The organism is Rhizobium sp. PP-CC-3G-465 (assembly GCF_004343445.1).
GTDB lineage: Bacteria > Pseudomonadota > Alphaproteobacteria > Rhizobiales > Rhizobiaceae > Ferranicluibacter > Ferranicluibacter rubi.
Genome location: NZ_SLYH01000001.1, coordinates 934,413 through 958,330, shown reverse-complemented (window position 1 = coordinate 958,330; position 23,918 = coordinate 934,413). Strand labels below are relative to the sequence as shown.

The window sequence follows — 23,918 nt, the reverse complement described above, 5'->3', positions numbered from 1 at the left end:
GCGTTCATCAGTTATCCGGAAATGGAATGATGTGGTTTTCGATACCGCGCGTGCGCTCACAACCCTTGTCGCCGGGAGAGCGCTTCTGCTGATCTGTGTCAGAATAGTAGCCGTAGCGGGGACGCTTGCGGGTGATGAACTTGCCCTCGCTCCGGATAGATACCGTGTAGAGCATGCCGTCTTGCGTCGAGACTCGCTTGATCTCAAGGGTTCGCATGTCAGCCAGGACGACGGCGAGGGGCATGTCCAGCGGCTGCCAGTCATCCCCGAAGAACTGGAGGTAGACGACCACGGATCGCATATACCAGTTCGCGCGGCTTCCTTTGGCTTGAGCGGCGAAGTGGCGATCGACACCGGACACCGTCAGATCGACGGGCTCGGCCTTGCCGTCGATCGACTGGCGCAAGCCGTTGACGCTTCCAAGGCCGCCGATGCCCTCCCACGTCTTGCCGTCATTCGTCGTGAGAGGACCGAACCCGTTGTAAAGCCGGCGCATCCCGTCCGCGAAATCCATCTCGACAAGGACGTCGCAATACACGCGGTTGCCCGCGATCTGCGCGGCGATGGCAGCCGAGAAGTCCATTACAGGCGCCTCATCTCATCATCACTCACCCAGCTGCTGACACTGCCCCGAACTTCGCCCATCTGCCGCTTGTTGTTCTGTTCAAGTATGGCTTTGAACTCGGCCTTGCTCATCGAGGATCCACGCGCATCGATATTGTATGTCGGCGCGAATCCACCGCTACGCTCTTGGCCCGGCTTCGTTATGGAAACCTTCTCGTTCGGGCTCGCCTTGAATGCCACCAACTGGCTATCTATGCCGCCAGCGCCGCCGACATCGAACGTTCCGCCGGTTGCGAAACCCGGCAATCCCGAAAACATCGATGAGAAAAACTTGCCGAACAAGCCGCCTGCCGCAGACCCACCTCCCGTGCCGGAACCGCCGCCGAAGAGGGTTTGAATGCCGCTATTCAGAAGAGAGTTTGCGATACTGGATAGAGCGTCCTTCAGCACATCCTTCAGCTTTTTCGACCCATCGATAAGCCCGGAGAACGCACTTCCGAGAGTGCTCGCAAGGTCCTGTCCAGCTTTCTGCATGGACGTCAGCTCTTCAGTGACCCCCGGCGACACTTCTCGCATGCCCGCCCATGGGTCGCCTTTTGGACCCTTACCGATCTCGCCGAGCGTAGCTTCCACCTCGATCGCAGCCCGAGAAGCTGCAGCTGTCGCCTTTGGCGTACCAGCGGCTATACCGTTCGCCAGGCCTTGCGTCACGAACTCGCCGACCTGATGCATGACGCGAGAAGGGGAATGAATATCGAAGATGCCAGTGATCTTGTTGTAGGCCTGCGTCGCGACGTTGGACGCTGCATCGACCACACGGCTGGCGCCAGCAGCGATACCGTCCGCAAGGCCGGCAATGATCTGCCCGCCGATCTCCAGCATCCTGCTAGGCAGAGCGGAGAACACGGCGACGATTTGTTCCCCGATATCCCTCATCTGCTCAGGGATTGCCTGAAACGTCGTCAGCATAGATCCGGCAAAACTACTCAGACTTGAAACAAGCTCTGCGATCTTGGCTTTGATCGCATCGAGCGCGCCCGGGAACACGACGTTCGCAATGTTGGTGAACATCGTGCCGAGGTTTTCGAAGATCAGTCGCGCTGTATCACCGGCACCCTTCAAGTCGCCCGTCAGGAACTGGCTGAGGTACTGCCCGACGAGGCCGAGCTGCGTCGCCAACCCGACAGCCGTCGCCTGAATGACGGAGATAGATCCTTCGACGATGGCGGCCGTCGCCGGGAACGACGTCTTGATCTGTTCCCAGTTCTGGTAGAGCGCCACGCCTCCGGCCGCCAGCGCCGCAAAAGCCGCAATCGCTGCGGCGACAGGCGCGCCGACAGCCGCAATGCCTGTCGCGACGAACCCAAGAGTGATCAGAAGCGGCCCGAGAGCCGCCGCGACGCTGGCGACGACCACGCCCCAGTTGAGCAGTTGAGGGTTTGTTTCCGAAAGACTGGAGACGAAGTCTGCAAGCTTGGAGATGAGGCTCGTAACGAAAGCCAGCAATCCGCTGTTGGCAATGTTGATGGCCAGCGTTTCGAGCGCGCCGCCAAGCTTCTCCAGTTCACCGTTGAAGCCTTTCATCCGGGCCGCAGCCTGAGCGTCGGCCGATCCCTTGCGCTCGATCGCGACTGCCAGCTTGTCGATACCTGCCGCACCTTGGTCGGCAAGCGCCAGCGCCGTTCGCATGGCATCTGAGCCAAAGATTGTCGTCACGGCATCAGTCTTTGCCTCGTCGCTCAGGCCGGACAAACTGGTTTTCAGCTCTTCGGCAACGGCCGCCATGGATTTCATGGAGCCATCGGCGTTGAAGAACTCGAGGCCAAGATCCTTCATTGCCGCCGCTGCAGCTTTGCTCTTCGGTGACAGCGTGGTTAGGAAGGTCTTGAATGAGGTGCCGGCGTCCGATCCACTATTGAAGACTGACGATGTGCCGGCGATTGCGGCGTTAAAATCTTCAAAGGAGACACCGAGGGCACCGGCGACGCCACCGGCTTGCGCGATGGCATCCTTGTAATCGTTGAACCCGAACTGCGAGGCAAGTGTCACATTCGTGATGCCGTCCACGACCCGACCAAGGTCTTTCGCCTCGATCTTAAACTGCGCCATGACGTTGGTTGCGACGTCTGCCGATGTGGACAGGTCGCCACCAGTGGCCTCGGACAACTTGATGGAAGCCGCCGCAGCGCCTTCTAGGATTTGCGTGGCCGTTAAGCCGTTCTTTGCCAGCATCTCCATCATGTCCGCGGACTCGGATGCCGACTTCGACGTGTTCGCACCGAGATCCAGCGCCATCTTCTGCATGGCGGCAAACTCGGATGTCGACGCGTTGGTTGCGGCCTGCACCCGGTTCATGGACGCCTCGAAGTCGCCGGCCGTCTTCAAAGTCAAAGCACCCATCGCTGCGAGTGGCGCAGACACATAGGTCGACAGATCCTTGCCCGCCGACTTCAAAGAGTTTCCGACCTTGCCCAGCGCGCGCTGGGCCTTGTCGAGACCGTCCCAGAACTCAGCGGTATCGATGCCAAGGTTGACGCGGAGTGCGCCGATCACTGCAGATAATCCCATACCCAGGCCCGATCAATTACTGTTGAAAGCGTCAGAAGCGCTGATACCGCGCTTCTCTTTTTTTGATCGGCTCCCCAGCCATGACCGCGTAACGGCCTCGATCTCTTCAGGCGTCTGCCTCACCCGCGTTTTCTTCACGGTCAGCATGTCTTTCAAGGCGGGCATTTTCTTCACACGATCGAGCTTGGCGATGTGCCAAGCGAGGCTCATCCGCTCGTTGCGCTCGCGCATCTGGCGCTCTTGTTCGCCCGCGAGAATGACGCTGATTTCGCGAAGCGTGAGCTGCCAGAACAGCTCGTAGGGCTGACCGATTGCGACCCATTCGGATACCCGCGACGGCCAGCTTAAGCTACTGCCGCCGCCTTCCGAGGGCGCGTGCCCGGCTCTTTCTTGGGGAAAGCAGCCTGAAACGCCTTGCCGATAAGCGGGCCGGCTTCAGCCACGCCGATCTCGTCGATGATGTCCTCGCACTCCTGCAGCGTCGTGCCGGAGTGATGCCGCTGCAGAGAAGCCCAGAAGATCGTCCGGAGAAGCGACAGCTTTACGGATTTACCTGACAGCTCCTGGCTGATTTCGGAGATGCCCTTGCCCAGGGCATCCTCCATTTCACACATGGCGCCCGTGCCGATCTTCATCGTCCACGACTTGCCGAGCGCCTGGAAGGCGACCTCACCGCGTTCTTGGTTGGCCATCAGGCAGCCTCGTCCCACGTTTCCGCGCCGGAGACCGAAACGGTGATCGTTGCCGTCATGCGATCGTCGACTGGGACGTCCTTTTCGTAGCCCGTGATCTGAGCCTCAAACGCGACGCGCGCCTTGTTGGGGAAGGTGATCCGGTGAAGGACCGTCTCGCCGGACTCGAAAACACGACGGATCAGTTCATCGGTCGCGCTGCCCGGAACCCAGTTGATCTCGATCGAGGCTTCGCCGCTGTCGATCAGACCGGCAATGTATTCGCGACGACGACCGGGGCTCTTCATGTGCGTGGCTTCCACCCGGTCGGCAGTCGCCGAACCGGGTGTTACCATCGTGACTTCGGCGACAGGAACATAGGCCGGCACGGACAGCGTGCTGTCCCATATCTCATATCCGGTGTCGTAGCCGAGAATGGCGTCGGTCATTGCGGTTCTCCATAGTGAGCTGTGATGTCGAGGGATGAGCGGAACTTCGTCGTCACCGTGCCCGCGTCCGCTGCGGGTAAGTCTCGATGGTCTTCCAGAAAGATCGCCTTGAAGGCCGCATCTTTGTAACCGTTGAGCCGCGCCTCGATGATGCGAGAGACCTCTTTCGCCTGAGCATAGGTGTCCGCATACGCGTCGATCTGCACACGGCTCCGGACAAGGCCCGAATGGCCCTTCATTGTGTAGGAGCGGTTCTTGTCGATCACTTGCACGACGACGAACGGCGCAAGATCAGTCTGGCTTGCGCGGCCAGGACGAACCTTGCCGCCAACGATCTCCATCAGGCCTGTATCCGATAGGAGCAGCGCAATAAGGGCCTCCTCCATCAACGCCTCCTGCCGGCTCTGCGCGCCAGACGTTCTGCGGCTCGCTCGATCTCACCCCAAAGGGCGTTTTTGATGTGATCAAGCGTGGCGTCTTTCTTTCCGTCCCATGCTGGACGCAACCAAGGTTCGGCCGCCTGATGTTCATTGCCGAACTCATCCTGCATGCCGGCAGGATCGCTCGTGCCGATAAAGACTTCCGAGAAGGCGCGATCATCTTTCGCCTGCTTCTTATGCAACGAGGCCTGGCGCCGGGTCAGCTTCGTGCCAACATCCGTCGTCTCCGTCAGATGGAGCGTCAGCTTCGGCGCATTTGCGCGCGCGGCTTGGGCGACTGGCTCGCCTGCATCTTTCAGAACCTTGCGCAGAACAGCCTTGCCTGTTGATTTCGGCAACTGGCCTAGCGCCCGATCCAGTTCCTTCAGACCTTCGATTTTGACCGTAACCTTAGCCATTGTCAGCATCCCTTGAGGCAGTGATTTCGATGAAGCGATGACGACCCTCATCCAGTTCTTTCACGCCGTTGATCTGCCAGATCACTCCCTCGTGCAGGAGGCGATCGACAGGAGTGATAGATCGAGTGATGTTTGAGGAACGAACCGTGAAGCGACTGACCCGGAACGAGCCGACTTGGCCGGCAGCTAGCAACTCGACTTTCTGGCTGTCCGACGCGTCGCGGCGACGCGCCCATTCCTTGGCGAGATCCAGCCAAGTGCTGGTTTCCTCGTTAAATGCATTCGCGACCTTCGAGGCACGCTGCAGCGTGATACGGCGATCCAGCTCAGAGACATTTACGGTCATGAGAACACCCTCAAGGGAGCAAGCAGCGTCGCGATGACATCGCGCAACCGGTCGTTATGGTCTCCGTCATCGAAATGGATTTTGACGTGGAAGAAGATCGCAGTTTTGACCTGCTCTCGGCGGGGATCGCCGGGGGGCATCCCGGCGACGTAGACGACGCGGGCTGCCGTCATCGGGGGCCATGCGGTTCCTGAAATCGGACGAAGAAACCCAGTGGCATCCTTTTCGTAGGTTGCGTCGTCAATGGTCAGCCATTGGCCGTCGCGGTAAAACTGGATCGATGAGACCGACGTCAGTTCCGGATACGGCACCCAGACCTCGTCACCCAACGGCCCGGTCGACCATTCGAGCTTTTGCGCACCGAAGCATCTGCCGACCCATCCGCTCGGGCCATCGAACTCAGCCTGAGCGGCAACGATGAGCGACGCGATAACGCTGTCCGCATCTGGATCGGAAATGCGGAGGAAGGTTTTCACCTCCTCTAGCGTCACCAGCGCGGGAGGAGGCTCGATGACGCGTACCGTCATGATCAATCGACCAGCGCAATGAAGTGGCCGACCTTGGCGTTGCCGCCCTGCGCCACGACGATCTTGATGCGATCGTTTGCGAGACCGATCTTGTCCTGCACTGCCGTGCCGCCAGCGGCATAGAGAGCGGCAGCGCCAGCGGCAGACTGCGTCGGCGCGCGCGGATACCGGGCTGCCGAAGCGTTGACGTTCTGCTCGTTCCAGATGGCTTCGCCCGTGGTCTCGGCCGTCACGGTGAAATCGACGCCGTCAGCGAAAGCAGTGGCACCGTCCTTGACGTAGTGGATGCTGTGCAGCTTGCCGGTTGCGCGCGGAGAAAACGCAGTCGCGGTACCGTCCGCGGCCGTCTTCACTGTCATTTTCAGACGTTTCATGGTCGTAATCCTTATGCCTGGGGCTTGGTCTTGGCTGCCCGGGGAGTTGCGGGAGATGCTGGCTCGCCGTCGCTGCTGGCAGGCACGAGGAGACCGCTCTTGACGAGTTCCTTGACGACCTTGTCCTTGTCGGCGAGGCGGGGGTCGGTGAGCAGGATCTTATCGTTGCGGCGCACGCTGCCGAGGGAGCCGTAGAACGATCGGGATGCCTTGAAATACTTCATGCTGTCGTCTCCGGTTGGCGGGGCGGCGAACTGGTCACCGCCCCGTGTCGATTACTGGAACTCGCCAGTGACGAGGGCGGCCGGACGCTTGACCGCGAGGGCCAGGCGCTCTTCAGCGCGGACGGTCAGCATGTTCTTGACGAAGTTGTCGCGGTCTTCGCTGGAGATCAGCACCTCAACATCCATGCGCTTGTAGACCTTGGCGGCGACGCGGAAGGCGCCGGTCAGGAACTCCGGCTCGGCCATGGCCTGCGTGGCGATGACCGGGCGGCCCCAGAGCTGCGGGCCAGCCATCTGCACGACGTTGGCGAAGATGTAGCGGAGCTGGCCGTCCTTGGTCAGTTCGATCTTCGCCCAGCGGGTCGGATGCAGAACGATGCCGTCGGCCGGGTATTCGGCAAGCGATGCCTGCAAGAGTGCGAGGCGCAGCGTGTCGATATCGGTCTCGTCGGCCGGCGCGAACGCCGGATTGTACTCGGTTGCCTGCGGCACGAGACCGTGCAGGTGCTGACCCGTGCCATCGCCCTTCAGGATCTCGTTTTCCTTCACGAGCTCCAGGCCGTAGCGCAGCTCGCCGTCGATTTCGCCCTGCAGCTGGGGAATGTCGTCCATGGCCTGGCGCGACACCGGAACCCAGTGAGCAATCGTGCGGACCGGCGCATCATCGAGCTCCCAGACGTAGTTGGACTCGGGCTTGAGATCCCCTTCAGCAACGGCGGCCGCGGCGTTGATGCGCTGGACCATACGAGCGTACTCGACGGAATTGACCGTGATCGGCACCGAGTTCAGCAGGTTCAGGATCGTCATCTGCCGTCGCGGGATCTCGACGACCTCCGTGTCGCGTGCCGGTACGATGAGGGTGCCGGCCGAGCCGCCCGCCGTGGTAATCGCGTTCTGGACATCGATCTTGATCGTGCCCTTGGCGCCCTGTGCGACGAACTGCTTCAGCTTGTCGGAGCCAGCAACCTGCTGACCGAACGACTTGACGTCGTCACCGCCACCGCCGCCGCGACGGTTGCTGGCGAGCTTCTGCTCGAGGTCCGTGTTGCGGGTTTCGAGCGCTTCGATCTTGCCTTCCAGCTTGTTCTGCGCGTCGTTCAGCTTGGCCTGCATGGTCAGCAGTTCGTCGGCCTTGGCCTTCACCTCGTCGGAGGTCTTGCCGGCGTCCTTGGACTGCTTCAGGGCGTCCTCGGCGGTCCGCTTGACCTCATCGCCAACGCGGCCGACCTCGGACTTGACGTCCTTCAGAAGCTGCTCGAGCTTTCCGGCGTCGATGTCGTTGCGAACTGCGCCGATGACGGCGAGAGGGCGCGCAGCGAGAAGGGCCGCGAGCGAAACGCGCGGCATCATATGCTTATTCATGACGGTCTCCTTGACCTAGATGTTTTTGAGGCTTTCGAGGAGGTCTGAGACCTCCGACATGACGGCAGCGTCGTGCATGCCGGATGCGGTAGCGTCGCGCGTACCGCCTTTCACCGCCTGGATGAGTTCGCGCCGCTCGGATCGCGGCACGTTCAGTCGGGCGAGAAGAGTGTCCAGTTTGTGCGCTGCAGCTTCAGGCCGGCGCTGGCTGGTGTTTTGAGCCTTCGTGTCGATTTCATCGACAGGCACAAGGGCATCAACGAATCCTTTGGCAATGGCATCGGACCCTCCGAGCCATGTCTCCTTGTCGAGCATCTTGGCGATCTCTTTCGGATCAATGCCGGTCCGGGCTGCGTAAATGTCCGTTGCGGCCGCGTCGAAGGGCTCCAGCCAGTCGGCCACGTCACGCAGCGCGTTGCGATCACCGCCGGCAACGACCCACGTGTTGTGGATCATCACAAAACCAGCCCTTGCGATCTGGATCTCGTCGCCCGCCATTGCGATCACCGAAGCGGCAGATGCGGCAATGCCGAGGATCTTGACCGTCACCTTGGCGGGATGGTCGCGCAACATATTGTAGATCGCCAGACCCTCGAAATAGTCACCGCCCGGCGAGTTGATCGTCACGACGACGTCCTTCTTACCAATGGTTCGGAGAGCGCCGGACACGCGCTTCGCGGTCACGCCGTCGCCGAACCAGTCAGCGCCGATCGGCTCAAGGATCGAGATCGTATCTGCTGGCTCTTCCTTCGTTGCCGCATGAACATCAGCGTTCCACCGATCGAGCGCCGACGGCTGAAGTTCGGAGCGAAGGCCCGGCCGGACTGTGACGCGGGCTGCGGGAAGGTCACGGATCGTCATGCGGACGTCCTTTCTTCTTGCTGATCGGAGAGCCAGGCGCGCAAGGCAGCGCGAGCGGAGTTTCCATCTGTCGATGCGCCGAGCTTGTCGAGCGGCGCAAGGTTCGTCTGGGCTGTGAGTTCGTCCCCGCCGTCAACGCGACGGAGGTTCAGCTTGGCCCGGCCTTCGTTGCGGGTCATCAAGCCGTTCTGCGTCATCGTCGACAAGAAAGCCGCCTTCGACTTGCTGTCCATCTGGAGCAGCGCCTCGCGATTGAACTCAGCATAGCGGCGCCGATTGCCGGTAGGCCGGATAAGCTGCTTCTGGATTCGCGCCTCGATGCGGTCGCAAATCGGGTCAATCCCGAGCGTGAGCCATGCCAGTAGTATCTGCTCGACGCCGGAGCCCCACATAGTCTGGCCTTGCGCAGCATGGCCGATAATGATCGGCGGCACCCCGAACCAGCGGCACATCTCTTCAATGCTGAAGCGGTGGTTTTCGAGCATCTGCGCATCCACAGGGGACAGCGCCAGACGGTGGTATTCAAGCCCCGCTTCCAAGACCATAAGCTTGCCGGCGTTGGATGAGCCGACAAATGTCTCCATGATCTCCTGGATGCCCTCGCGCTGTTCCTTGTCGAGGCGCTGGGTGGCGGAAATCACGCCGCTTGCCTGCAGACCGGCACCGAACAGTCGGCCCGACGCCTCCTCAATGGCGATAGCCGAGCCGAACGTTTGTGCGCCGAAGCGGATCGGAGAGAGTCCGACGTCGCCACCGAAGCCAAAGCCCTTCAGATGAAAGACCTTGTCCCGCGGCAGATCTTCCGTCTTGCCGCGGTCGTGAACCCTGTAGACCAGCTCGCCATCGTTGTTCCGAACAGGCTGGCAGTCGTGGCTGCCGATCGGTTGTAGGGCTGAAAGTCGGCGTCCTGTTTCCACCTTCTCGGAATAGGCGTTGCCGGTCGCCAGCATCCAGGCAACTTTTGTTTCCCAGAATTCCAGCGGCGTCTGGTCTTGGTTCGGGCTATCGCAGATGACTTCGGCGATGTTCTCGTCGTTGCTGACCTTTACGCGGTCATCGTTTGCCTGCTTCTCGAACACGGCGAGCGGGAGACACGAAACGGCCTGCGCCGTGAGGCGAATGCAGGCCCACACCGTGGAAAGCTGCAGCGCCGTGTTCAGCGTCACGCTCTTGCCAGCGTGGTTGGAGGTGCCGAAAGCTCCCGCCCATGCCTTCCCATCCTGAAGCGTTAGGCGGCGATGCTTGTCGATCTCCTGCTGGTTTTTCATGTTCGCCAGTTTGATAGCCCGACGCCGAGCGTTCGCGCGCTTCGTCATCGGACACCGACCATGATCGGCTTAGCGAGAAATTCTCTGAGGTCCAAAGCCTTCGCCTCCGGGTTCCGGCTCATCAGCATCACCGCGTTGAACATGGCCATCAGAGGATCGATCTTGCCCGACCCCGATAGCTGCTTCGTGATCGAGCGCGCGTTCGTTTTCATCTCGACCTTTGCGTTGCCGACGCACCAAGCCATGATCGGCTGCCCGGCGTGCCACATTGTGCCGTCCTTCAGGCGCCGTTCGGAGCCGAGAATAGCGGGGTTCAAGTGGCCGCCCTGTGGGATGCCGGTGATCGTGCCGCCGTTGACATCAACGTCAAAGCCGCGAGACAGCAGCTCCTCGAGAATGCCCGGCAGGCCCATGCGGTCGACGCCGATGCCGCCCTTCTCTGGGAGCAATCCAGCATCTCTGACCTGCACGCAGATGTCCGCGACCTCCATGAGGTCTTGTGTCGGCTCTTCGCAGATCGTCATGTCCGAATAGGTGCCGCTGCGGTCCTTGGTGAAGTCCATCAGGCGCGATGCGATGTCCTTGCGCAGTTCGAGAACATCGTTGTGAGCCCAGGCCTTGCTCCACAGCAGCCAGTCGCGTGTCGTCTTGCAACGACCGAGAACAGCCAGTCCGCAAAGGTCGTCCAAACCGCCGCCGTCAATGCCAACGGTCGCAACCTCCGATCGCTCCAGAAGCGATTCGAGCGTGATCGACTCGTCGGCGGCATCAAGCCAGTATTTTGCGCCCGGCCAGTTGTCGCTGCGCAGCTTCATGCCGATCTCGACATTGCCGTGCTTCGCAAGGAAGGTGCGGAACGGCCCCGGGCCTGCTTCCTTCTTTGACTTGAACGTGTCCTCGATCCATTCGAGGCTGACAGACCGCCCCATATTCGGGTTCGTGATCCAGAAGTTCGCCGGGTTCAGGTACTCTTCCGCATCGATCATCGCCTGCGGAAATTCGTAGATCACGCCCAGACTTTTGTTGTCGACGATCACGCCGTCCCGGACATTCCGGAAGTAGTCGAGCTTCTCCTTGAAGACGCCCGCTGGCGGCTCCTCTGATTGCGTGGACAGATAGATGACGAAACCCTCAGGACGCGCCACAAGGCCTCCTGTGGCCTCGCTGAGCATGCCATCCGCGTTCACCATCTTGCCGAACAGCCAGAGCTCGTCCACGAGGACGAAAGCCGCCTTCTTGCCGCCCACGATGTTGTTGTCGGCGGCGACCACTTTGAGCACGGCACCGGTGAGGCGATTTGTAATCTGGCGGAAGTTTTCCTGAACTTGCAGGAGGTCCTGCAGCTCCGAATCCGCTTTCACCATGTCGCTCGCCGGCTTGAACGCGTTCTTCGCAATCTCCAGCGTCGGCGCCAGGATCAGAAGCTCCGCAGACATGCGCCAGTTCCTGATCAGCGCCGTGAGCATGATGGCCGCGGCGATCGTCGACTTGCCGTTCTTCTTCGAGATCAGCATGAAGAACTCGCGGATATGCCGCTTCGCCGTCGTGTGGTCGTAGGCCCCGAAGATCGCACGAACGAAGTCGAACACCCACTCGTCACACGCTTCCCCGAACGTGGGCTGCCCGGCCACGTCGACGATGCGCAAGGACTTGAACACCTCCAGCGCCGCTTCGGCTTCATCAGGAAACAGCGGGTCGCACGGGACCAGCGAGCGGCGCGACAAGATCCGCTCCTCCCAGTCTGGGCAGGCCGTCGTCCACTCCATCAGGTGTTGCTCACAACCAGCTTAGGCGGTGCCGGCGGTGAGAACTTGCTGCCGACGTTCTTTGCCGCCAGGGCCTGCTGCTCTTTCTTGCCGAGCTTGGGCGGTGCCGGTGCACGCTTGTCACGTGCCTGAGCGGCGCCAGCTGTTTCAAGCATCTTGTTCTGAGCCGAGACATTGCCGCCCAGCGCCGAGCGATACCGGGCCATCAGGATATCCGCCCTCACCTTCGCAGCGCCGACTTCGAGGTCGGAAAGAAAATGCTTTGACAGCGTCGGCTCGGAAATGCCGATCGCTTCGGCGATAGCCTCGTTCGACATGCCTCCGGCCTTGAGAACGCGCACTTTCTCGCGCTCCTCATCGGTCGGCGCATAGGCCTTCCTGCCGGAGTTTTTGTTTCCTGCCATGGTCTGAAATCACCGGTTTGAAAAAAAATTGCGTACATGAGGGGGACGCGGATGCGGGCCAGAGGGCCTTTCCCGACTTTTTGACCCCCCTCCCCATGAGGGACGCCTTACATAAGGCCATCTGCATGTGAGGGGAGGCTGATATGTGCCCTTTCGAGGGTGTAAATCCCGATTTTTCCGACCTACAGAGGGGGAAACCCCGAATAACTTTTCTACTCGGCAATGACCTCTTCGATCACGTGATGCGTCGCACCCTCTGGCTCAAGCTCCACCCGAAAGCCGAGGCCGACGATCTCGATGGTCGCGCGGGCGAAGCGGTCATCGCCCCTCTGGTTGATCATGATGTCGCTGACGCCGGGGACTAGCACGCCGTCGAAGTAGGCGCGCATGCTGCCGTCTTGGCGCTGGCGGAAGACGAGAGGCGTGGTGTCGGGGCTTGGCTTGGCCATCTGCATTCCGGGGCTAAGCCCGCTCCTGTGCTGTTGGAACTGTGAAAGCCTTGGCTCTTTCTTCGTCGCCGAACCAGCACAACCAAACTTGGCTCCCGCGCACGATGCGTGCGAGGTACATGCCGCGGTCCTCGTGGTACTCTACGGTCTTGCGTTCACCTGTCGGCATTGGCTCGCTCTCGCTTCTGGATGGGTCCGTCGTGGCAAGTCCGGCAGACGCAGGTCAGGTTGCCATCGTCCCAGAAAAGGGCCTCGTCGCCCTTATGCGGTGTCTTGTGGTGGGCGACGAGGTTGGCGCTGTTGCCCTCGATCTTGCCGCACTCGGCACAGGTGAAGAGATCACGGACTAGGATGGACATCCGCAAGCGCTTCCACCGCGCCGTGTAGTACCACTTCTGCCATGGCTCAGCGCTGTCGCGGCGGTAGCGCGCCCTCTCCCTCTCATCTCCCGGCAGCGGGCCGAACAGGGGAGGCAGACGGCCGATCGTTGGGCGCAGCTGCGAGAGCTTGACCTTGCTTTCCATCGGTCTATCGCCAACTCTCTACTACCGACCGCTCATAGAGAGCGTCGGCTAACTTTCTGGAGGCATGTATGAGTTTGGAGTTAAAAGTCACCATTAGGAACAATCAGAACGCAGTTCTTCTGGTTCACAAGTTTACGGTCGCCAACCCTGGCGACTTAGAGCGTGGCGTTTACGACGCAACACACCTCTTTCGCTTGCAAAACCCGGGCATGGTCGTTGGATGGTCGTTCGCTGTAGAACACGCATAGTCGAGACGGAGGGGAAATGAAGTACTACGTCTACGCCATCCACACCGATGGTTCCCGAAACCGTCTACTAGACAGCTTTGATAGTTTTCAGGCAGCCTCTGCCGAAGAGCGAAGAATGCAAGACGCGAATTTTCCACGCGACAACTACTTCGTTCGTATGTTCGCGGCCGAGAGCGATGATGCTGCCACTGCCAAAGCGAACAGCTTGCGACCCCGCTGAGGCAAGTCTGACGTTTTTTCTGGCACCCAGCCACCAACGACGAAAGCCGCCCGATGACTAGTCGGACGGCTCTCAAAAATACGAACTGAGTTCACATTTCATCTTGACTAACACGAACTGTGTTCGTATAAATAATTACCGAAGCAATCAAGCTTCGGGGACTAAGGAGCACACCATGAGCATCAAGCTCAGCTTCCAAGTCCGGTTCGGCAAATGGCGACTGACACTCACCATTAGCCGGTAACTGGGGGCCGGAGGGGTAGCAGCCCCTCCGGTTCCCAAGATAATAGTTCTTAGGAGTTAAGGCAATGGAAACCGAAGACGTCGTTGACCTCTCGAATGTCATCTCCGCCCGCGAGCTTTATGCCCTCCGCAAGAGCGCCGACATGACCCAGTCCATGATGGCCAACGAGCTCGGCCTCACCTTGCGCGGGTATCAGAAACTCGAAAGCGGCGAGAGCCCGATGAAGCCCTTGCATGGCAAGGCCGCTATGTTCGTCCTGATTGAGCGCATGGCTCAAGGTCATGTGCCTGAAGACGCCGGAGTCCGCCGCATTGTCGAGCGAGCACACTTCATGATGAACAGCGTCTTTGGTTGAACCGCACTGCTCAAAGCTTTGCGATCCACAACGTCGTCGGGCGGGCCGAAGCCCATCGCACAATCAACGTGCTCCCGATCGTAAGGGCCGGTAGGCTCGGCATCCCTTGCCCATTACTCCCCCGGCAGGGAGCGCCGTGCAACACTACTCTTGGCAGTGGCTCCGGCTTGTTGGACGACGAGACTCGAACTCGCGCACCGAGGCTCTGACCGCTGAGCTACGTCCATTTGTGGGGCTGGTATTCCCAAGGCTGCCGCCCAGTAGTAACCAGTTTCGCGTCCCCGTCTGCATCTAGGCGTCTCTACCGCTGCCGGCACTTCCACTCTGCAGCCACGGCCGGGGGATTCTCGTGGGCCTCGGCCCCGGCACTGTACCCATGAGCGCCGTGTCGACCCGACGACTTCGGAGGAATGGTCTATGGACCGGGGCTCCGCACCCTGTACCCATCTCAGGGCCAACTTCGAATATTCACCGCTCCCGGCTTTCCCGGTGATCGAGTACCCTGCGCGAGCGGAGGGAAGGGTCGATTTGCGGCTTCGCATCCTTGTCTCGCCAGTGATTGACGCGACTTTCGGATGTTACCGTTTGTGATGCGAGATGTGCCCCATTTTCGGACACCTGTAAATCCGTCACTGTCAACCGAATTGAAGCCTTTCGGTTTAGGTCGTTCGCAATCTGTTGACAAAGCTTAGTGATTGACCGTCGCAAAGTTCGGTCGTTCAGGTCGTTTTCTGCTGCGAAGGCGGCGATCTTCATGCCTTTGCGGACTTTGATGTAGCTCCAGGCGTAGAGCAGCTTGCGGTCGGCCATCTCCGGGAGGGCATTGATCCAGTCCCAGACCTCGCTCATTCGGCTCAACGCGCCCGCTGACGCGTTTTTGCGGTAATAGGCGGGCGAGTACCCATATCCCTCGTCTGCGGCCCTCACGGGCGCCGGCATGGCGTTGCCAAACTGCTGCGGACCTTTGACGCTCGGCGACAGGCGAAGCGCCTCGGCCATCTCCAGTATCCGGTCCTCGACCGTCTTTGCGTTCCAATCGTGAAAGGTCATGCGACGTCTCCAAACATTTCCAACAGGTCGCCTTGCAGAGGCGCGTAGAATTTCACTGATATCAGGACGAGCAGCACGTCGCTTGCCGGCACACCACACTGCATCGCCATCGCCTTCCGGCGGAGGCTTCCGAGATTGATAGAATCGAAGTCGGCGATCAGGGTGCGCCGCTTCACAAGGTCGGGATTGATGACCATGAGCCGGGAAACGGCCTTCAGCATGTCGGCATAGAGCTCGCGGGAGTTTCCCTGCGTGCCGGTCATGAGCCGTAGAACGAGGCGCAAATGCTCCTCGCCGTGCCTGGCGCCGATCTCGCGGACCGTTGGTTTGCAATAGCACTCGCACGGCCGACGGCTGGTCGGGCTGTGCAGGCGGGCATCCTTGAGACGCACGCCGCACTCCCGGGCAACCTTGTAGATGTCGACGCTGTGTCGCTTCACGCCGCCCCCATCATGATCTGGCGGTAGCGCTGGTCGAGGTCGTCATCATGTGCATGATACACATCATGCACACTCTGCCGGCCCTGCTCCGCCAGTTCGTCGGCACGCTCGTTACCAGCCACGCCAATGTGCCCCTTCACCCACCGGATTTTGATCTCCCCGAACTTGGGGACATCTGCCAGCGCGGCGTCGATCGACTGCCAAAGCTCCAAGTTCTTGATCTCGCCTTCCTCGCGCTTCGGACTGTTGATCTTGCGTTTGCTCCAACCCCTCGCCTTCCATGTCGGCATCCACTCATTGACGCCTTTCACGCAATACTCGCTGTCGCACCAGATGGTGATCGAGCCGTACTCGCTGACCAGCTTCCAAGCCTCCTCGATCGCGTTGAGCAGGCCTGTCAGTTCCATCTGGTTGTTTGTGGTCGCGGGATCGCCGCCGCATGCATCGGCGGTTTCGATGCCATCCTCGTAGACGACAAAGCCCCAGCCGCCGGCGCCGGGGTTCGGGATCGCGGCGCCATCGCAGAAGATGTGGATCCCGGTGGAAAACATCTCCGGAGTGAAGGTGCTGATGTGATTGGTCTTTTTGGCATATGGAGGGATTTTCCCTCCTTTTACAGCCAAAGACCGGCCACCCTTCCGGCCCTTCTTTGCAGGCGGTTGCGGTTCTTTTTTCGCAGAAGTCCGGCCGGACTCCAACTCCGCTTGGATCAGAAACAGCGTCGAGGTCATGTCCGCGCCCTGAGGCGGGAACTTGATGCGCGTGCCGAGCAACTGTTGGGCCATGAACGCCGCCTGCCTGGCGCTGGCGAGGTGGTTCACGTCGGCGCCAAGCCCACGCAGGTACTCGCGCAGCGGCGCGAAGGGTTTTGGAAGAGCGTAGCTCATCGACGCGCCCTCCTGCGGGACCAAAGCCGGATCTTCAGTTTGATGATGTCGAGGATGATCATCACGCGGCCTTTCCTACTGCGGCACCGCGGACCTTCTTCGTCTTGCGGAACCAGTGGATCGCCAGCGCCCGCCACAGCGGCCACTTGTGCGTGACCGAAAGCTGCTTGGCCTCATCGAGGTCGGTCGCCCATGTGCCCTGTATGGCGGCTGTCAGAGCATCCGGCGTGATGCTGTCCCGGTACTCGTCGTGGGTCAGCAACAGCTCGACCGCCTTGATCTGAGGCTTCAGAATTGGCGCGAATCCTCCCTGCGCGAGAACGGTGAGAATGATGCGCGAGGTCTCGTTACCGCGCTTGTTGATCAGTTCGCTGATCGAGTTGATCGAGACCGTGTCTCCCGGCCGCGATTTGCCGCCTGGGCCCGGGTGCCGGAGGATGTTCACGCCGGCCTGCTTGCAGATGATGTCGATCGTGATGGCGTCGAGATCGTGCGCCACCAGGCCGGACTGGTGAAGCTGCAAGGGCGTGACGCCCAGCCGTTCCGTGTTCTGCCCGACGAAGGCTGCAGCCTGTGACGAGGTCGCAGAGGCATCAACGATCATCACGGGGATGAAGTCGATTGCGGGATGGCTCGCGGCGGCGATGGCAGTGTGCTGGCCGTCCAGCACCTTCAGAACCGTCTGCCCATCGTGCTCAGCATAAGCGCAGATCGGCGGCTTGAATTTATTCCAGTCGAAAGCCTCAATGATCTTGCGGATCTGGGAAAGCCCGCGGGCGCCGATGCTGCGCTGATAGCTCGGATCCACCATGAGGGATTCCGGCCGGACGACTTCGCAGATCGGTTGGCCGTTCTCCGGCGTCGCTATGTCGAGTCCTGTCAGGCTGACGGGCTGGATATGACGCAACGCGAAGTTCTGGTCGACCTTCAGGACTCGGTTGGCGATTGTGATAGCCTCGCGCAACAGTTCACGGTTGGTGTCGGGAAACTCCCGCGCGCAGGTCTTGGCGACGGCGTCGATCATATCGGCACCGGTGCATTTCTTTCCCGTCTGCTTCGCAGCGTCGTCGAGCAAGAACTTAGCGATTTCGATGGCGTTCATGCTGTTGCTCCTTTTGGGGTCGAGTAAGTGTTTCCGCTCGGCAACATCGGCGAAGGGGAAACATTTAACTTCGCCTCGATCTCGTTCTTGCGCTCGGTTAGTCGCTGGATGCGTTCGATGATGGGGCGGGCAAACTCGGCAGCGCCGGAAAACCGCATGTAGCCGAGAGCCGTTTGATCCTCGCGGATTTCGATGTTGATCCGACCAAGTTCATCGGCCTCGAAGTATTCCCGGTATGACCGGACCTCGTCTGCTGCCTTGTCGATTTGGTGGCTGTATCTTTCCTTGAAGTAGTCGAGCGACGGGCACCACTGGAACAGAGACTGCCACCGCTTCTTGGCCGTGCTCTCCAAGCTTAGCCGGTTGAAGATCATGTACGCGCTCCCCGCGCGCTCGAGCCTTGCGATGGCCCATGTCTCCGGCAGCTTCATTGTGCGTATGGCGCGGGAGACGGCGACGCGGTGTTTCTTCTCGACCCGGTTAGCCCCTCGATAGACCGCCTCGCATATGTCGGTTGTCGTCCAGGCCCCGTCCTCATCGTTTTCGATCAGTGACAGGATCGTCGCTTGGATCTTTCCTGCTCCCCGGCTCATTCAGCACCGCCTTCCGAGAACATATCGGCCTGTGCGAGACGGTCGCGCCAGTTGGAGACGGTCTGCGGGCTCACGCCGATGCGTCGGCCAATCTCACGGTTTGAGAGGTCAGGGTTTGACCGCAGCAGATCCTTGACCGCGTTGGCCTTGTCTGCGTTGGACCGACGGTCGAACGGCTGCTGTCCATTTTGCGCAGTCGGGCACTGACCCACGTTCTGTGGGTTAGTTGCCATCTTGCGGAGAAGATCGAAATCGGCGCGAAGCCGCTTGAGAAAATCGTCTTCATCCCGTGTATGGTCTTCCGGGTTGAGCCACTGCTCAGACCAGTTGTAGTCGTCCCAGTCAAAGCGCGTTTCGAGGTCTGCCTAGGTCTGCACTGGCGCTTTTTGAAGCATTTCCTCCAACAGAAGGATCCGAGCTTCCACTTCCATATCGTGTTTCCAGTCGTCCCTATCGAAGACGTCTCGGTCGCGCCGAATCTGATTCCACGATTTAACCTCGTCGAGCGCCTCGGCTAAAGTGCTCGGCCATGCGTACGCATTTTGGATAGCCTTCCGAATTTTCTTCGGCAGCTTGTCCAAGTAGACGCCGCCGGTTTGTCGGCCCAACTTGTACGTGAAGCGCCGATCTTTGCCTGTTGGGTCCTTGAAGGTCTGAAACATCGAGACCCACGAAACAGCGCTTCTCAACGCGTGCTCCCGTTCGGTCTGCTCGAAAACCGCGAAGATGTTCTTGTAACGGGTCAGGACTTCGGCTCGCCTTGCCGCGTTCGCCTGGTAGCGCTTCTCGCGTTCGCTCTTGTGCCTCTCCCAGAAAGCATTCGCCTGTTGCTGCTCTTGCTGGCGGCGCTCCCTCTCGCAGCTATCGGCCCCCGCACTTGCTGCATCAGCAGACGCGGGACCTGAATTGTGCCCGGCGCCGGTCGCGTCCATTTTTGACACGGCCTCATCAAACGTCATCCCGGCTTTTGCGGCCATGGCATCCGCCATCCGGCGAGCGTTCTCCCTCTCACCTTGGTTATCGTTCTGGGTCACATGCGCATGCAGCTTCCGGAACTTATCCATGTTGAACGGCGTGGCGGTAGCGTGCGCGTTCATGCTGCACCCCGCGCCAGATAATCAGGGCGGGCGTCAGCATCAGCGTCAGCGGCGGCGCAACTGTCTTCCCCGGGGGTTTCACCCCCATGCCCCCGAGCAAAGGCATTCGCCTTTGCAATCGTCCCCTCACCCATAGAGCTTGCCGAACTCTCAGCACTTTCTTGCTCTTGAGGATCAGGACTGTCAGTGCGTGTGTGCACACCCCTTATAAAGGGGGTGGTGCTAACGCTAACGCTAACAGCGTCAGGCGAACTGTTGTTAGCTGATGTGTCAGCATGTTTTCCGCTAACGCTAACGCTAACAGTATCGCCGTTGATGGTGATCTTTCCATCGGAGACGAGTTTCTTGCGGACGGTGCTGAAGGCGGTCCGTCTTGCTCCATCGGTCGGCTTGTGTTGCCACTGAGATGCGCATGCATCCTGCCATTGCTTGAGGGAGACATCACCGCTGATCGACAGATCGGAGAGCAGCATCATGGCCACTGCGGCATCCGTCAGATCCCGGCTTGCCTTCTGCTCCTCTTTGGAGGGTTTCTCGGATGCCGACGACGACACCAGCGCCTTGATGACCTGAACCGAGATCGGGCCACCGGCGACCATAACATCGGCGCCAGCAATTTCGAATGTGAACCGCGCTCCTGATGGCTCGTTCCTGAGTTTTTCCACCTGCATAAAGCCCTTGCCCTTGCCTTTCTTGACCTCGATCACGGAGTCTGCCCGATCGAAGAACACGCGCGATCCACGCATCCCGCTATTCTCGTTCTTCCCTGTGTGGTGGATGGACAGCACCGAGCAGCTGAGCCGTCGGGACAGCTTATCGGCGTTGTTCATGTATTCAGATGCTGCTGTGGCATCGTCCTGGCTCTTCGGCCCAAAGCAGGCGGCCAGCGTGTCGATGACGACTAACGCGACAGGCAGATCAAACTCGCGATGCAATTTGCCTGCTTGGATCTCCACCTCATTCCGAAAGCTGTCTGAAACAAACCCTTCAGGGTTGCTCTCCATCACCCCGAGGGGAAGGCCTTCATCGGATACGCCAAGCTGCTGGCAGGCCGCCGCAATACGGTCCTGCACACCGTTGAAATCTTCACCCGCTACATAAAGGACGCTGCCCCTCACCACTGCCCTGCCCGCCCATTCGAGACCGGCCGCAACAGCAACAGCGGTGCGAACTGAAACGCCTGTTTTCCCCGATCCTGAGGAACCGAACAGCAGGCAAGGTCCTGCCGGCAGAACGCTCGGGATGATGAACCGCTGGCGGGGCTTGCCCGCCAACAGGTTCTTGCGGATTTGAGCGGCAGTGATGTAGCCAGTCATGCAGCGGCCCTTTCCTCGACGTCATCGTCGTAGGACACGCCAACGATCCGCCAGAAGTGGCCATCGCGCTCAATGTCGACAGACGCCGGGCGAACCAGTTCTTCACGACGACCGTAGGCTTCCTTCAGCGTCTGCGGTGCAGGCTGGTCGCCGAGAAGCATGGCCCAGATGTCGCGCCACCACCTTGTGTTCAGGTGCTTGTGCCAGACGCGCACGATGGCATCGCCGCCGAGGCCGATCGAGATCATGCACGACTGGCTGTCCGTGTTGGGCTTGCGGTAGGCATGCAGCGCAATGCTTTCCACCGGAAGCCCGCGGAAGCCCTTGGCCTCGGTCAGCGCGTTCACTGCCGCCTGCTCCGGACCCCAATGGATCGAACCATATTCGAGTTGTTCGGCCGTGACGGCCTGACGTGCCCGTAGGACTCGATCGCAGTGGAAGCAGGAGTGAGACTGCAGGTGGTTGTATGTCCCGCAGCCTGGGCACGGCAGCCACGGTGCGATGCCTCCCAGCGGCTGGCCGGACTTGTCGAAGTGCGGGGCATGGACCGGCCCGAAAGCCTTCACGTTGCCGGCAAAATCGAGCACGAGGCAGTCCGCTTTGCCGTCAGATGGCCTAGTTCCTCGCCCAACTGACTGCGTGTGGATGATGGGCGACATCGTGGGGCGGCAGGATGCGATCAGGTCAATGTCGGGGACGTCAAAACCTGTCAGTGCCGCCTGCACAGTGACCGCAACTTTCGTGCGATCCTGCTTGAATGCAGCGACAGATGCCTCGCGGTCCGTTGGTGACATCGCGCCGATGATCAGCGATGCGCGGACGCCTCTCTTGTGAAGCGCCCTGACATAGGCCTCGGCGTGTTCCACCGTGACGGCAAAGATCAGACCCTTCTTCCGGTCCTGCATCGCCTCGTTGAAGATCGCGATCTGTGCCTCGACTTGGTCAAGGTTCGCTCGCACCAACTGGCTCTGGTTGTAGTCGCCTGCGCTCTTCGACACGCCCTTTGTCGTCATCCGGGCTGCTGGTGAGACATATCGCACCGGCGCGAGAAAGCCTCGAGCGACGAGATCCGGCACGCCGATTTCGAAAGGCTGACAATCGAACCACGCCTTCTTGCCGTAGATTGCGCCATCGGCGGTCCGAAACGTCGTGGCGCTGAGACCAACGCGGGAAGTGTCTCGACCACGCGGAAGCCCTGCGAAAAGGCGCGCGAACCATGACCCCTTGTGCAAAGGCATCTGGTGAGCTTCGTCGACAATGACATGGTCGGGATCGAAGTTGATAAGCCCGGCCAGGCTTTGGGGCGTGCCCACGACGATCCTGCTGTCGATCTCACGACGATTAAGAGCTGCGCAGACAACGCCGATGTCGGCCGAGGGGAGAAGGCGCCGGAGCGCCTTTTCGTTCTGTTCGGCCAATTCTCTGGATGGCACCGTGACGACTATACGCTCATCACCACGAACGGACAGGCGGTCAGCGACGCCGGCAACGACCATGCTTTTGCCTGCGCCAGTCGGCAGGCTGGCCACGGGGTTCCGCCCAGATTGGACAGCCCCAACGACAGCATCGACGGCGGCAGCCTGATAATCGCGAAGTTGAACCGTCACGGCTTCACCTCCTGCCGCGCATCACGCGGGCGGTTCGTCTTGTTGGTGAGGGATTCGGCGTCGCCGTGAACCTGGTGCCACTCGAAGTTTTCGAGAAGCTCGATCACAGGCTCAAGACGCCTCTTCGCCGTCCCGAGCAGCCATGACATCTCGGAAGCCTCGTCGTCCGTCACCTCGCCAACGCTCAAGCGCTGGCTGAGGAACCGCATGAGCACCAAGGCATCCTGCGTCACGTCAACGTGTTCTTGGGTCACTACGGGCCGGGTCATCGTGCGGCCTCCATGTTGCGCTTTGCACGGCCGATGCGCTCGAACGCCTCATAAAGCGTGTCGGCGATGTCGCCTGCGTCTGCACCGCCGTTGTCCGTGAAGTCCGGAGAGAGGAGGGCCATCCACACGGTCAGGATGATCGACTTCGCACGGCCGATGTCATCGATGGGATTTGTGTCCTCGCCGGGGGAGATTGCGCTGGTCATGCCAAGTCCTCCATGATGATCTGAAGGTCCTGCTCGATCGCCTCCATGCGAATTTCGACTTCTGCCACCAGCGCCTGCAAAGCGCCCTGGGCCTTGATCGTCAGGCCCTCATGACTGCAGGCCATGTGAACGGCTTCGTTGAGGTAGCGGGCCACAGCGAGGCGATCGACGATGTCGCCGATCTTGCGTGATGTCGGGGTTCTCATGCTCGCTCCTCCCCGTGCCAAGCAGCTTCGAAGGCCTCCTTGAGGCTGAAAGTCAGCCCACGAACCTGATTGGAGAGGAAGAAAAGGTTGTCACGCTGGTCAGCGGTGAATTCGATCCGACTGGAAATCGTGCTCTTCGCGGAGTTGAACTCGTACTCCAGCATGTCGTCCAAGATAACGGCGGTCATCCGCGTGTCGTGGATCAGATCTTCAAGCGAGCGCATGGCCTTCGCTACGTCACGGTCTGAGGCTTTCTTTTCCGCGGGAGCGGTGGTATCCGTCATCGTGTTCATATTGCTTTCCTTTGCAGGGATGGTGGAACCATGGCTCGGGACCGTTGGCGCGGTCGCCGAGCCTTTTCCGTTTTGGAGACTGAGAGAGGCGACGAACTGCTGGAGCAGCACGAAGTCGCCGTCGCTGTGTTCGAGGAGGTAGGCTGCCAGCGTCGAGCGCTCGCCTACTGTTCCCGTGGCGAAGTAATGAACCTTGTCCTCCACCTCTTCGCCGTTGGTGCACTGGGCCGTCGCGAGCGCGATAAAGGCTCGCTGCTCGGCTGCTTCGGATGCCCTCACCGCCAGAGCGTCGAGAGGATTGCCCGCAGCGTCGAAGTTGGCTTCGTCGTCGAGGACAGATGCGCGGTGAGCGTCGATTAGAACGCTGATCACGCCGCCGGCTCCATAAAGAACCGGATCAGCGCGCCGCGTTCGGCCACCCAACGACCGCCGACTTTCTTGGCGGGGATAGAGCCTGTCGTCAGCAGGTGGAATGTCACCCTGGGAGACCGGCCGATGATTTTGGCTATGTCATCAGCGCCCCAGATCAGTTCGATTTTTTCAGTCATCGTCTCCATTGGTAATCCTCTGTTAATGGGCGGTGTGTCATC

General features: G+C 60.3%; 34 protein-coding genes and 1 tRNA gene. 2 read left to right on the top strand and 33 right to left on the bottom strand.

The window, feature by feature from the left end; all coding sequences use genetic code 11:
- Positions 1-7: 7 nt before the first annotated feature.
- The 18 genes from C8J33_RS04385 to C8J33_RS27485 form a co-directional block, all read right to left on the bottom strand.
- Entirely contained in the window at positions 8-583 is a 576-nt protein-coding gene (locus C8J33_RS04385) for a hypothetical protein (protein WP_132663264.1), read from the bottom strand.
- Positions 583-3,132 carry a phage tail tape measure protein gene (locus tag C8J33_RS04380; protein WP_132663263.1) on the bottom strand — a complete coding sequence of 850 codons (2,550 nt, stop codon included), beginning with the start codon at positions 3,130-3,132 and terminating at the stop codon, positions 583-585. Before C8J33_RS04380 ends, C8J33_RS04385 begins: the two co-directional genes overlap by 1 nt.
- A 12-nt stretch (positions 3,133-3,144) precedes the next feature.
- Positions 3,145-3,363, bottom strand: coding sequence for a hypothetical protein (locus tag C8J33_RS04375; RefSeq protein WP_245507052.1), 219 nt, complete (start codon positions 3,361-3,363; stop codon positions 3,145-3,147).
- Positions 3,364-3,476: 113 nt separating this feature from the next.
- A complete protein-coding gene (locus C8J33_RS04370) occupies positions 3,477-3,824 on the bottom strand; it encodes a hypothetical protein (RefSeq protein WP_132663261.1) in 348 nt (115 codons plus the stop codon).
- Positions 3,824-4,252 (bottom strand): phage tail tube protein, encoded by a 429-nt coding sequence (locus tag C8J33_RS04365; RefSeq protein ID WP_132663260.1) that lies wholly within the window; start codon positions 4,250-4,252, stop codon positions 3,824-3,826. The genes C8J33_RS04370 and C8J33_RS04365 overlap by 1 nt, the downstream gene beginning before the upstream one ends.
- Positions 4,249-4,638 carry a tail completion protein gp17 gene (gene gp17, locus C8J33_RS04360; protein ID WP_132663259.1) on the bottom strand — a complete coding sequence of 130 codons (390 nt, stop codon included), beginning with the start codon at positions 4,636-4,638 and terminating at the stop codon, positions 4,249-4,251. The genes C8J33_RS04365 and gp17 overlap by 4 nt, the downstream gene beginning before the upstream one ends.
- Positions 4,638-5,090: an HK97 gp10 family phage protein gene (locus tag C8J33_RS04355; RefSeq protein ID WP_132663258.1), complete on the bottom strand. Its 453-nt coding sequence runs from the start codon at positions 5,088-5,090 to the stop codon at positions 4,638-4,640. Before C8J33_RS04355 ends, gp17 begins: the two co-directional genes overlap by 1 nt.
- The gene (locus C8J33_RS04350) at positions 5,083-5,436 is read right to left on the bottom strand and encodes a head-tail adaptor protein (protein WP_132663257.1); all 354 of its coding nucleotides are present in this window, start codon (positions 5,434-5,436) and stop codon (positions 5,083-5,085) included. Before C8J33_RS04350 ends, C8J33_RS04355 begins: the two co-directional genes overlap by 8 nt.
- On the bottom strand, positions 5,433-5,963 hold the full coding sequence (locus tag C8J33_RS04345) for a head-tail connector protein (RefSeq protein WP_132663256.1): 531 nt from the start codon (positions 5,961-5,963) through the stop codon (positions 5,433-5,435). The genes C8J33_RS04350 and C8J33_RS04345 overlap by 4 nt, the downstream gene beginning before the upstream one ends.
- Before the next feature lie 2 nt (positions 5,964-5,965).
- A complete protein-coding gene (locus C8J33_RS04340; protein ID WP_132663255.1) occupies positions 5,966-6,337 on the bottom strand; it encodes a hypothetical protein in 372 nt (123 codons plus the stop codon).
- A gap of 11 nt (positions 6,338-6,348) precedes the next feature.
- Positions 6,349-6,561: a hypothetical protein gene (locus tag C8J33_RS04335; protein WP_132442984.1), complete on the bottom strand. Its 213-nt coding sequence runs from the start codon at positions 6,559-6,561 to the stop codon at positions 6,349-6,351.
- Positions 6,562-6,612: 51 nt separating this feature from the next.
- Positions 6,613-7,923, bottom strand: coding sequence for a phage major capsid protein (locus C8J33_RS04330; RefSeq protein ID WP_132663254.1), 1,311 nt, complete (start codon positions 7,921-7,923; stop codon positions 6,613-6,615).
- Positions 7,924-7,938: 15 nt separating this feature from the next.
- Positions 7,939-8,784 carry a head maturation protease, ClpP-related gene (locus C8J33_RS04325; RefSeq protein ID WP_132663253.1) on the bottom strand — a complete coding sequence of 282 codons (846 nt, stop codon included), beginning with the start codon at positions 8,782-8,784 and terminating at the stop codon, positions 7,939-7,941.
- Complete coding sequence (locus C8J33_RS04320) at positions 8,781-10,100, bottom strand: phage portal protein (RefSeq protein ID WP_165929724.1); 1,320 nt, start codon at positions 10,098-10,100, stop codon at positions 8,781-8,783. Before C8J33_RS04320 ends, C8J33_RS04325 begins: the two co-directional genes overlap by 4 nt.
- The gene (locus C8J33_RS04315; RefSeq protein WP_422037467.1) at positions 10,097-11,776 is read right to left on the bottom strand and encodes a terminase large subunit; all 1,680 of its coding nucleotides are present in this window, start codon (positions 11,774-11,776) and stop codon (positions 10,097-10,099) included. Before C8J33_RS04315 ends, C8J33_RS04320 begins: the two co-directional genes overlap by 4 nt.
- 41 nt (positions 11,777-11,817) lie before the next feature.
- Positions 11,818-12,222 (bottom strand): hypothetical protein, encoded by a 405-nt coding sequence (locus C8J33_RS27300; protein WP_207904005.1) that lies wholly within the window; start codon positions 12,220-12,222, stop codon positions 11,818-11,820.
- A gap of 212 nt (positions 12,223-12,434) precedes the next feature.
- Positions 12,435-12,671, bottom strand: a complete 237-nt coding sequence (locus C8J33_RS04305) for a hypothetical protein (RefSeq protein WP_132663251.1) — start codon at positions 12,669-12,671, stop codon at positions 12,435-12,437.
- A 155-nt stretch (positions 12,672-12,826) separates the two neighbouring features.
- The gene (locus C8J33_RS27485; RefSeq protein WP_132663250.1) at positions 12,827-13,195 is read right to left on the bottom strand and encodes an HNH endonuclease; all 369 of its coding nucleotides are present in this window, start codon (positions 13,193-13,195) and stop codon (positions 12,827-12,829) included.
- Between the two features lie 264 nt (positions 13,196-13,459).
- On the opposite strand from C8J33_RS27485, the gene C8J33_RS04295 reads away from it, so the two are divergent.
- The gene (locus C8J33_RS04295; protein ID WP_132663249.1) at positions 13,460-13,663 is read left to right on the top strand and encodes a hypothetical protein; all 204 of its coding nucleotides are present in this window, start codon (positions 13,460-13,462) and stop codon (positions 13,661-13,663) included.
- Between the two features lie 308 nt (positions 13,664-13,971).
- The gene (locus tag C8J33_RS04290; RefSeq protein ID WP_132663248.1) at positions 13,972-14,262 is read left to right on the top strand and encodes a helix-turn-helix domain-containing protein; all 291 of its coding nucleotides are present in this window, start codon (positions 13,972-13,974) and stop codon (positions 14,260-14,262) included.
- Positions 14,263-14,434: 172 nt separating this feature from the next.
- Here C8J33_RS04290 and C8J33_RS26920 read toward each other — a convergent pair.
- The 15 genes from C8J33_RS26920 to C8J33_RS04220 form a co-directional block, all read right to left on the bottom strand.
- Positions 14,435-14,489, bottom strand: a tRNA-OTHER gene (locus tag C8J33_RS26920).
- A 241-nt stretch (positions 14,490-14,730) separates the two neighbouring features.
- A complete protein-coding gene (locus tag C8J33_RS04285) occupies positions 14,731-15,312 on the bottom strand; it encodes a DUF6362 family protein (protein ID WP_132663247.1) in 582 nt (193 codons plus the stop codon).
- Positions 15,309-15,752 carry a hypothetical protein gene (locus C8J33_RS04280; protein WP_132663246.1) on the bottom strand — a complete coding sequence of 148 codons (444 nt, stop codon included), beginning with the start codon at positions 15,750-15,752 and terminating at the stop codon, positions 15,309-15,311. The genes C8J33_RS04285 and C8J33_RS04280 overlap by 4 nt, the downstream gene beginning before the upstream one ends.
- Positions 15,749-16,639, bottom strand: a complete 891-nt coding sequence (locus tag C8J33_RS27480) for a ribonuclease H family protein (RefSeq protein WP_245507051.1) — start codon at positions 16,637-16,639, stop codon at positions 15,749-15,751. The genes C8J33_RS04280 and C8J33_RS27480 overlap by 4 nt, the downstream gene beginning before the upstream one ends.
- Before the next feature lie 61 nt (positions 16,640-16,700).
- Positions 16,701-17,741 (bottom strand): hypothetical protein, encoded by a 1,041-nt coding sequence (locus C8J33_RS04270; RefSeq protein WP_132663245.1) that lies wholly within the window; start codon positions 17,739-17,741, stop codon positions 16,701-16,703.
- The gene (locus C8J33_RS04265) at positions 17,738-18,334 is read right to left on the bottom strand and encodes a hypothetical protein (RefSeq protein WP_132663244.1); all 597 of its coding nucleotides are present in this window, start codon (positions 18,332-18,334) and stop codon (positions 17,738-17,740) included. Before C8J33_RS04265 ends, C8J33_RS04270 begins: the two co-directional genes overlap by 4 nt.
- A complete protein-coding gene (locus tag C8J33_RS27875; protein WP_132663243.1) occupies positions 18,331-18,567 on the bottom strand; it encodes a helix-turn-helix domain-containing protein in 237 nt (78 codons plus the stop codon). The genes C8J33_RS04265 and C8J33_RS27875 overlap by 4 nt, the downstream gene beginning before the upstream one ends.
- A 132-nt stretch (positions 18,568-18,699) precedes the next feature.
- Entirely contained in the window at positions 18,700-19,431 is a 732-nt protein-coding gene (locus C8J33_RS04255; protein ID WP_132663242.1) for a hypothetical protein, read from the bottom strand.
- Entirely contained in the window at positions 19,428-20,747 is a 1,320-nt protein-coding gene (locus tag C8J33_RS04250; protein WP_132663241.1) for an AAA family ATPase, read from the bottom strand. Before C8J33_RS04250 ends, C8J33_RS04255 begins: the two co-directional genes overlap by 4 nt.
- A complete protein-coding gene (locus C8J33_RS04245; protein WP_132663240.1) occupies positions 20,744-22,354 on the bottom strand; it encodes a DEAD/DEAH box helicase in 1,611 nt (536 codons plus the stop codon). The genes C8J33_RS04250 and C8J33_RS04245 overlap by 4 nt, the downstream gene beginning before the upstream one ends.
- Positions 22,351-22,623, bottom strand: a complete 273-nt coding sequence (locus tag C8J33_RS04240) for a hypothetical protein (protein ID WP_132663239.1) — start codon at positions 22,621-22,623, stop codon at positions 22,351-22,353. Before C8J33_RS04240 ends, C8J33_RS04245 begins: the two co-directional genes overlap by 4 nt.
- Positions 22,620-22,829: a hypothetical protein gene (locus tag C8J33_RS04235; protein WP_132663238.1), complete on the bottom strand. Its 210-nt coding sequence runs from the start codon at positions 22,827-22,829 to the stop codon at positions 22,620-22,622. Before C8J33_RS04235 ends, C8J33_RS04240 begins: the two co-directional genes overlap by 4 nt.
- Positions 22,826-23,035 carry a hypothetical protein gene (locus C8J33_RS04230; RefSeq protein WP_132663237.1) on the bottom strand — a complete coding sequence of 70 codons (210 nt, stop codon included), beginning with the start codon at positions 23,033-23,035 and terminating at the stop codon, positions 22,826-22,828. The genes C8J33_RS04235 and C8J33_RS04230 overlap by 4 nt, the downstream gene beginning before the upstream one ends.
- Complete coding sequence (locus tag C8J33_RS04225; protein WP_132663236.1) at positions 23,032-23,700, bottom strand: hypothetical protein; 669 nt, start codon at positions 23,698-23,700, stop codon at positions 23,032-23,034. Before C8J33_RS04225 ends, C8J33_RS04230 begins: the two co-directional genes overlap by 4 nt.
- Complete coding sequence (locus C8J33_RS04220; protein WP_132663235.1) at positions 23,697-23,885, bottom strand: DNA-binding protein; 189 nt, start codon at positions 23,883-23,885, stop codon at positions 23,697-23,699. The genes C8J33_RS04225 and C8J33_RS04220 overlap by 4 nt, the downstream gene beginning before the upstream one ends.
- Positions 23,886-23,918 lie beyond the last annotated feature (33 nt).

Excerpts from the sequence above, each read along its gene's own strand:
- C8J33_RS04385 (WP_132663264.1), bottom strand. The coding sequence starts at position 583 with ATGGACTTCTCGGCTGCCATCGCCGCGCAGATCGCGGGCAACCGCGTG.
- C8J33_RS04380 (WP_132663263.1), bottom strand. The coding sequence starts at position 3,132 with ATGGGATTATCTGCAGTGATCGGCGCACTCCGCGTCAACCTTGGCATC.
- C8J33_RS04375 (WP_245507052.1), bottom strand. The coding sequence starts at position 3,363 with ATGCGCGAGCGCAACGAGCGGATGAGCCTCGCTTGGCACATCGCCAAG.
- C8J33_RS04370 (WP_132663261.1), bottom strand. The coding sequence starts at position 3,824 with ATGGCCAACCAAGAACGCGGTGAGGTCGCCTTCCAGGCGCTCGGCAAG.
- C8J33_RS04365 (WP_132663260.1), bottom strand. The coding sequence starts at position 4,252 with ATGACCGACGCCATTCTCGGCTACGACACCGGATATGAGATATGGGAC.
- gp17 (WP_132663259.1), bottom strand. The coding sequence starts at position 4,638 with ATGGAGGAGGCCCTTATTGCGCTGCTCCTATCGGATACAGGCCTGATG.
- C8J33_RS04355 (WP_132663258.1), bottom strand. The coding sequence starts at position 5,090 with ATGGCTAAGGTTACGGTCAAAATCGAAGGTCTGAAGGAACTGGATCGG.
- C8J33_RS04350 (WP_132663257.1), bottom strand. The coding sequence starts at position 5,436 with ATGACCGTAAATGTCTCTGAGCTGGATCGCCGTATCACGCTGCAGCGT.
- C8J33_RS04345 (WP_132663256.1), bottom strand. The coding sequence starts at position 5,963 with ATGACGGTACGCGTCATCGAGCCTCCTCCCGCGCTGGTGACGCTAGAG.
- C8J33_RS04340 (WP_132663255.1), bottom strand. The coding sequence starts at position 6,337 with ATGAAACGTCTGAAAATGACAGTGAAGACGGCCGCGGACGGTACCGCG.
- C8J33_RS04335 (WP_132442984.1), bottom strand. The coding sequence starts at position 6,561 with ATGAAGTATTTCAAGGCATCCCGATCGTTCTACGGCTCCCTCGGCAGC.
- C8J33_RS04330 (WP_132663254.1), bottom strand. The coding sequence starts at position 7,923 with ATGAATAAGCATATGATGCCGCGCGTTTCGCTCGCGGCCCTTCTCGCT.
- C8J33_RS04325 (WP_132663253.1), bottom strand. The coding sequence starts at position 8,784 with ATGACGATCCGTGACCTTCCCGCAGCCCGCGTCACAGTCCGGCCGGGC.
- C8J33_RS04320 (WP_165929724.1), bottom strand. The coding sequence starts at position 10,100 with ATGACGAAGCGCGCGAACGCTCGGCGTCGGGCTATCAAACTGGCGAAC.
- C8J33_RS27300 (WP_207904005.1), bottom strand. The coding sequence starts at position 12,222 with ATGGCAGGAAACAAAAACTCCGGCAGGAAGGCCTATGCGCCGACCGAT.
- C8J33_RS04305 (WP_132663251.1), bottom strand. The coding sequence starts at position 12,671 with ATGGCCAAGCCAAGCCCCGACACCACGCCTCTCGTCTTCCGCCAGCGC.
- C8J33_RS27485 (WP_132663250.1), bottom strand. The coding sequence starts at position 13,195 with ATGGAAAGCAAGGTCAAGCTCTCGCAGCTGCGCCCAACGATCGGCCGT.
- C8J33_RS04295 (WP_132663249.1), top strand. The coding sequence starts at position 13,460 with ATGAAGTACTACGTCTACGCCATCCACACCGATGGTTCCCGAAACCGT.
- C8J33_RS04290 (WP_132663248.1), top strand. The coding sequence starts at position 13,972 with ATGGAAACCGAAGACGTCGTTGACCTCTCGAATGTCATCTCCGCCCGC.
- C8J33_RS04285 (WP_132663247.1), bottom strand. The coding sequence starts at position 15,312 with ATGACCTTTCACGATTGGAACGCAAAGACGGTCGAGGACCGGATACTG.
- C8J33_RS27480 (WP_245507051.1), bottom strand. The coding sequence starts at position 16,639 with ATGAGCTACGCTCTTCCAAAACCCTTCGCGCCGCTGCGCGAGTACCTG.
- C8J33_RS04270 (WP_132663245.1), bottom strand. The coding sequence starts at position 17,741 with ATGAACGCCATCGAAATCGCTAAGTTCTTGCTCGACGACGCTGCGAAG.
- C8J33_RS04265 (WP_132663244.1), bottom strand. The coding sequence starts at position 18,334 with ATGAGCCGGGGAGCAGGAAAGATCCAAGCGACGATCCTGTCACTGATC.
- C8J33_RS27875 (WP_132663243.1), bottom strand. The coding sequence starts at position 18,567 with ATGGCAACTAACCCACAGAACGTGGGTCAGTGCCCGACTGCGCAAAAT.
- C8J33_RS04255 (WP_132663242.1), bottom strand. The coding sequence starts at position 19,431 with ATGAACGCGCACGCTACCGCCACGCCGTTCAACATGGATAAGTTCCGG.
- C8J33_RS04250 (WP_132663241.1), bottom strand. The coding sequence starts at position 20,747 with ATGACTGGCTACATCACTGCCGCTCAAATCCGCAAGAACCTGTTGGCG.
- C8J33_RS04240 (WP_132663239.1), bottom strand. The coding sequence starts at position 22,623 with ATGACCCGGCCCGTAGTGACCCAAGAACACGTTGACGTGACGCAGGAT.
- C8J33_RS04235 (WP_132663238.1), bottom strand. The coding sequence starts at position 22,829 with ATGACCAGCGCAATCTCCCCCGGCGAGGACACAAATCCCATCGATGAC.
- C8J33_RS04230 (WP_132663237.1), bottom strand. The coding sequence starts at position 23,035 with ATGAGAACCCCGACATCACGCAAGATCGGCGACATCGTCGATCGCCTC.
- C8J33_RS04220 (WP_132663235.1), bottom strand. The coding sequence starts at position 23,885 with ATGGAGACGATGACTGAAAAAATCGAACTGATCTGGGGCGCTGATGAC.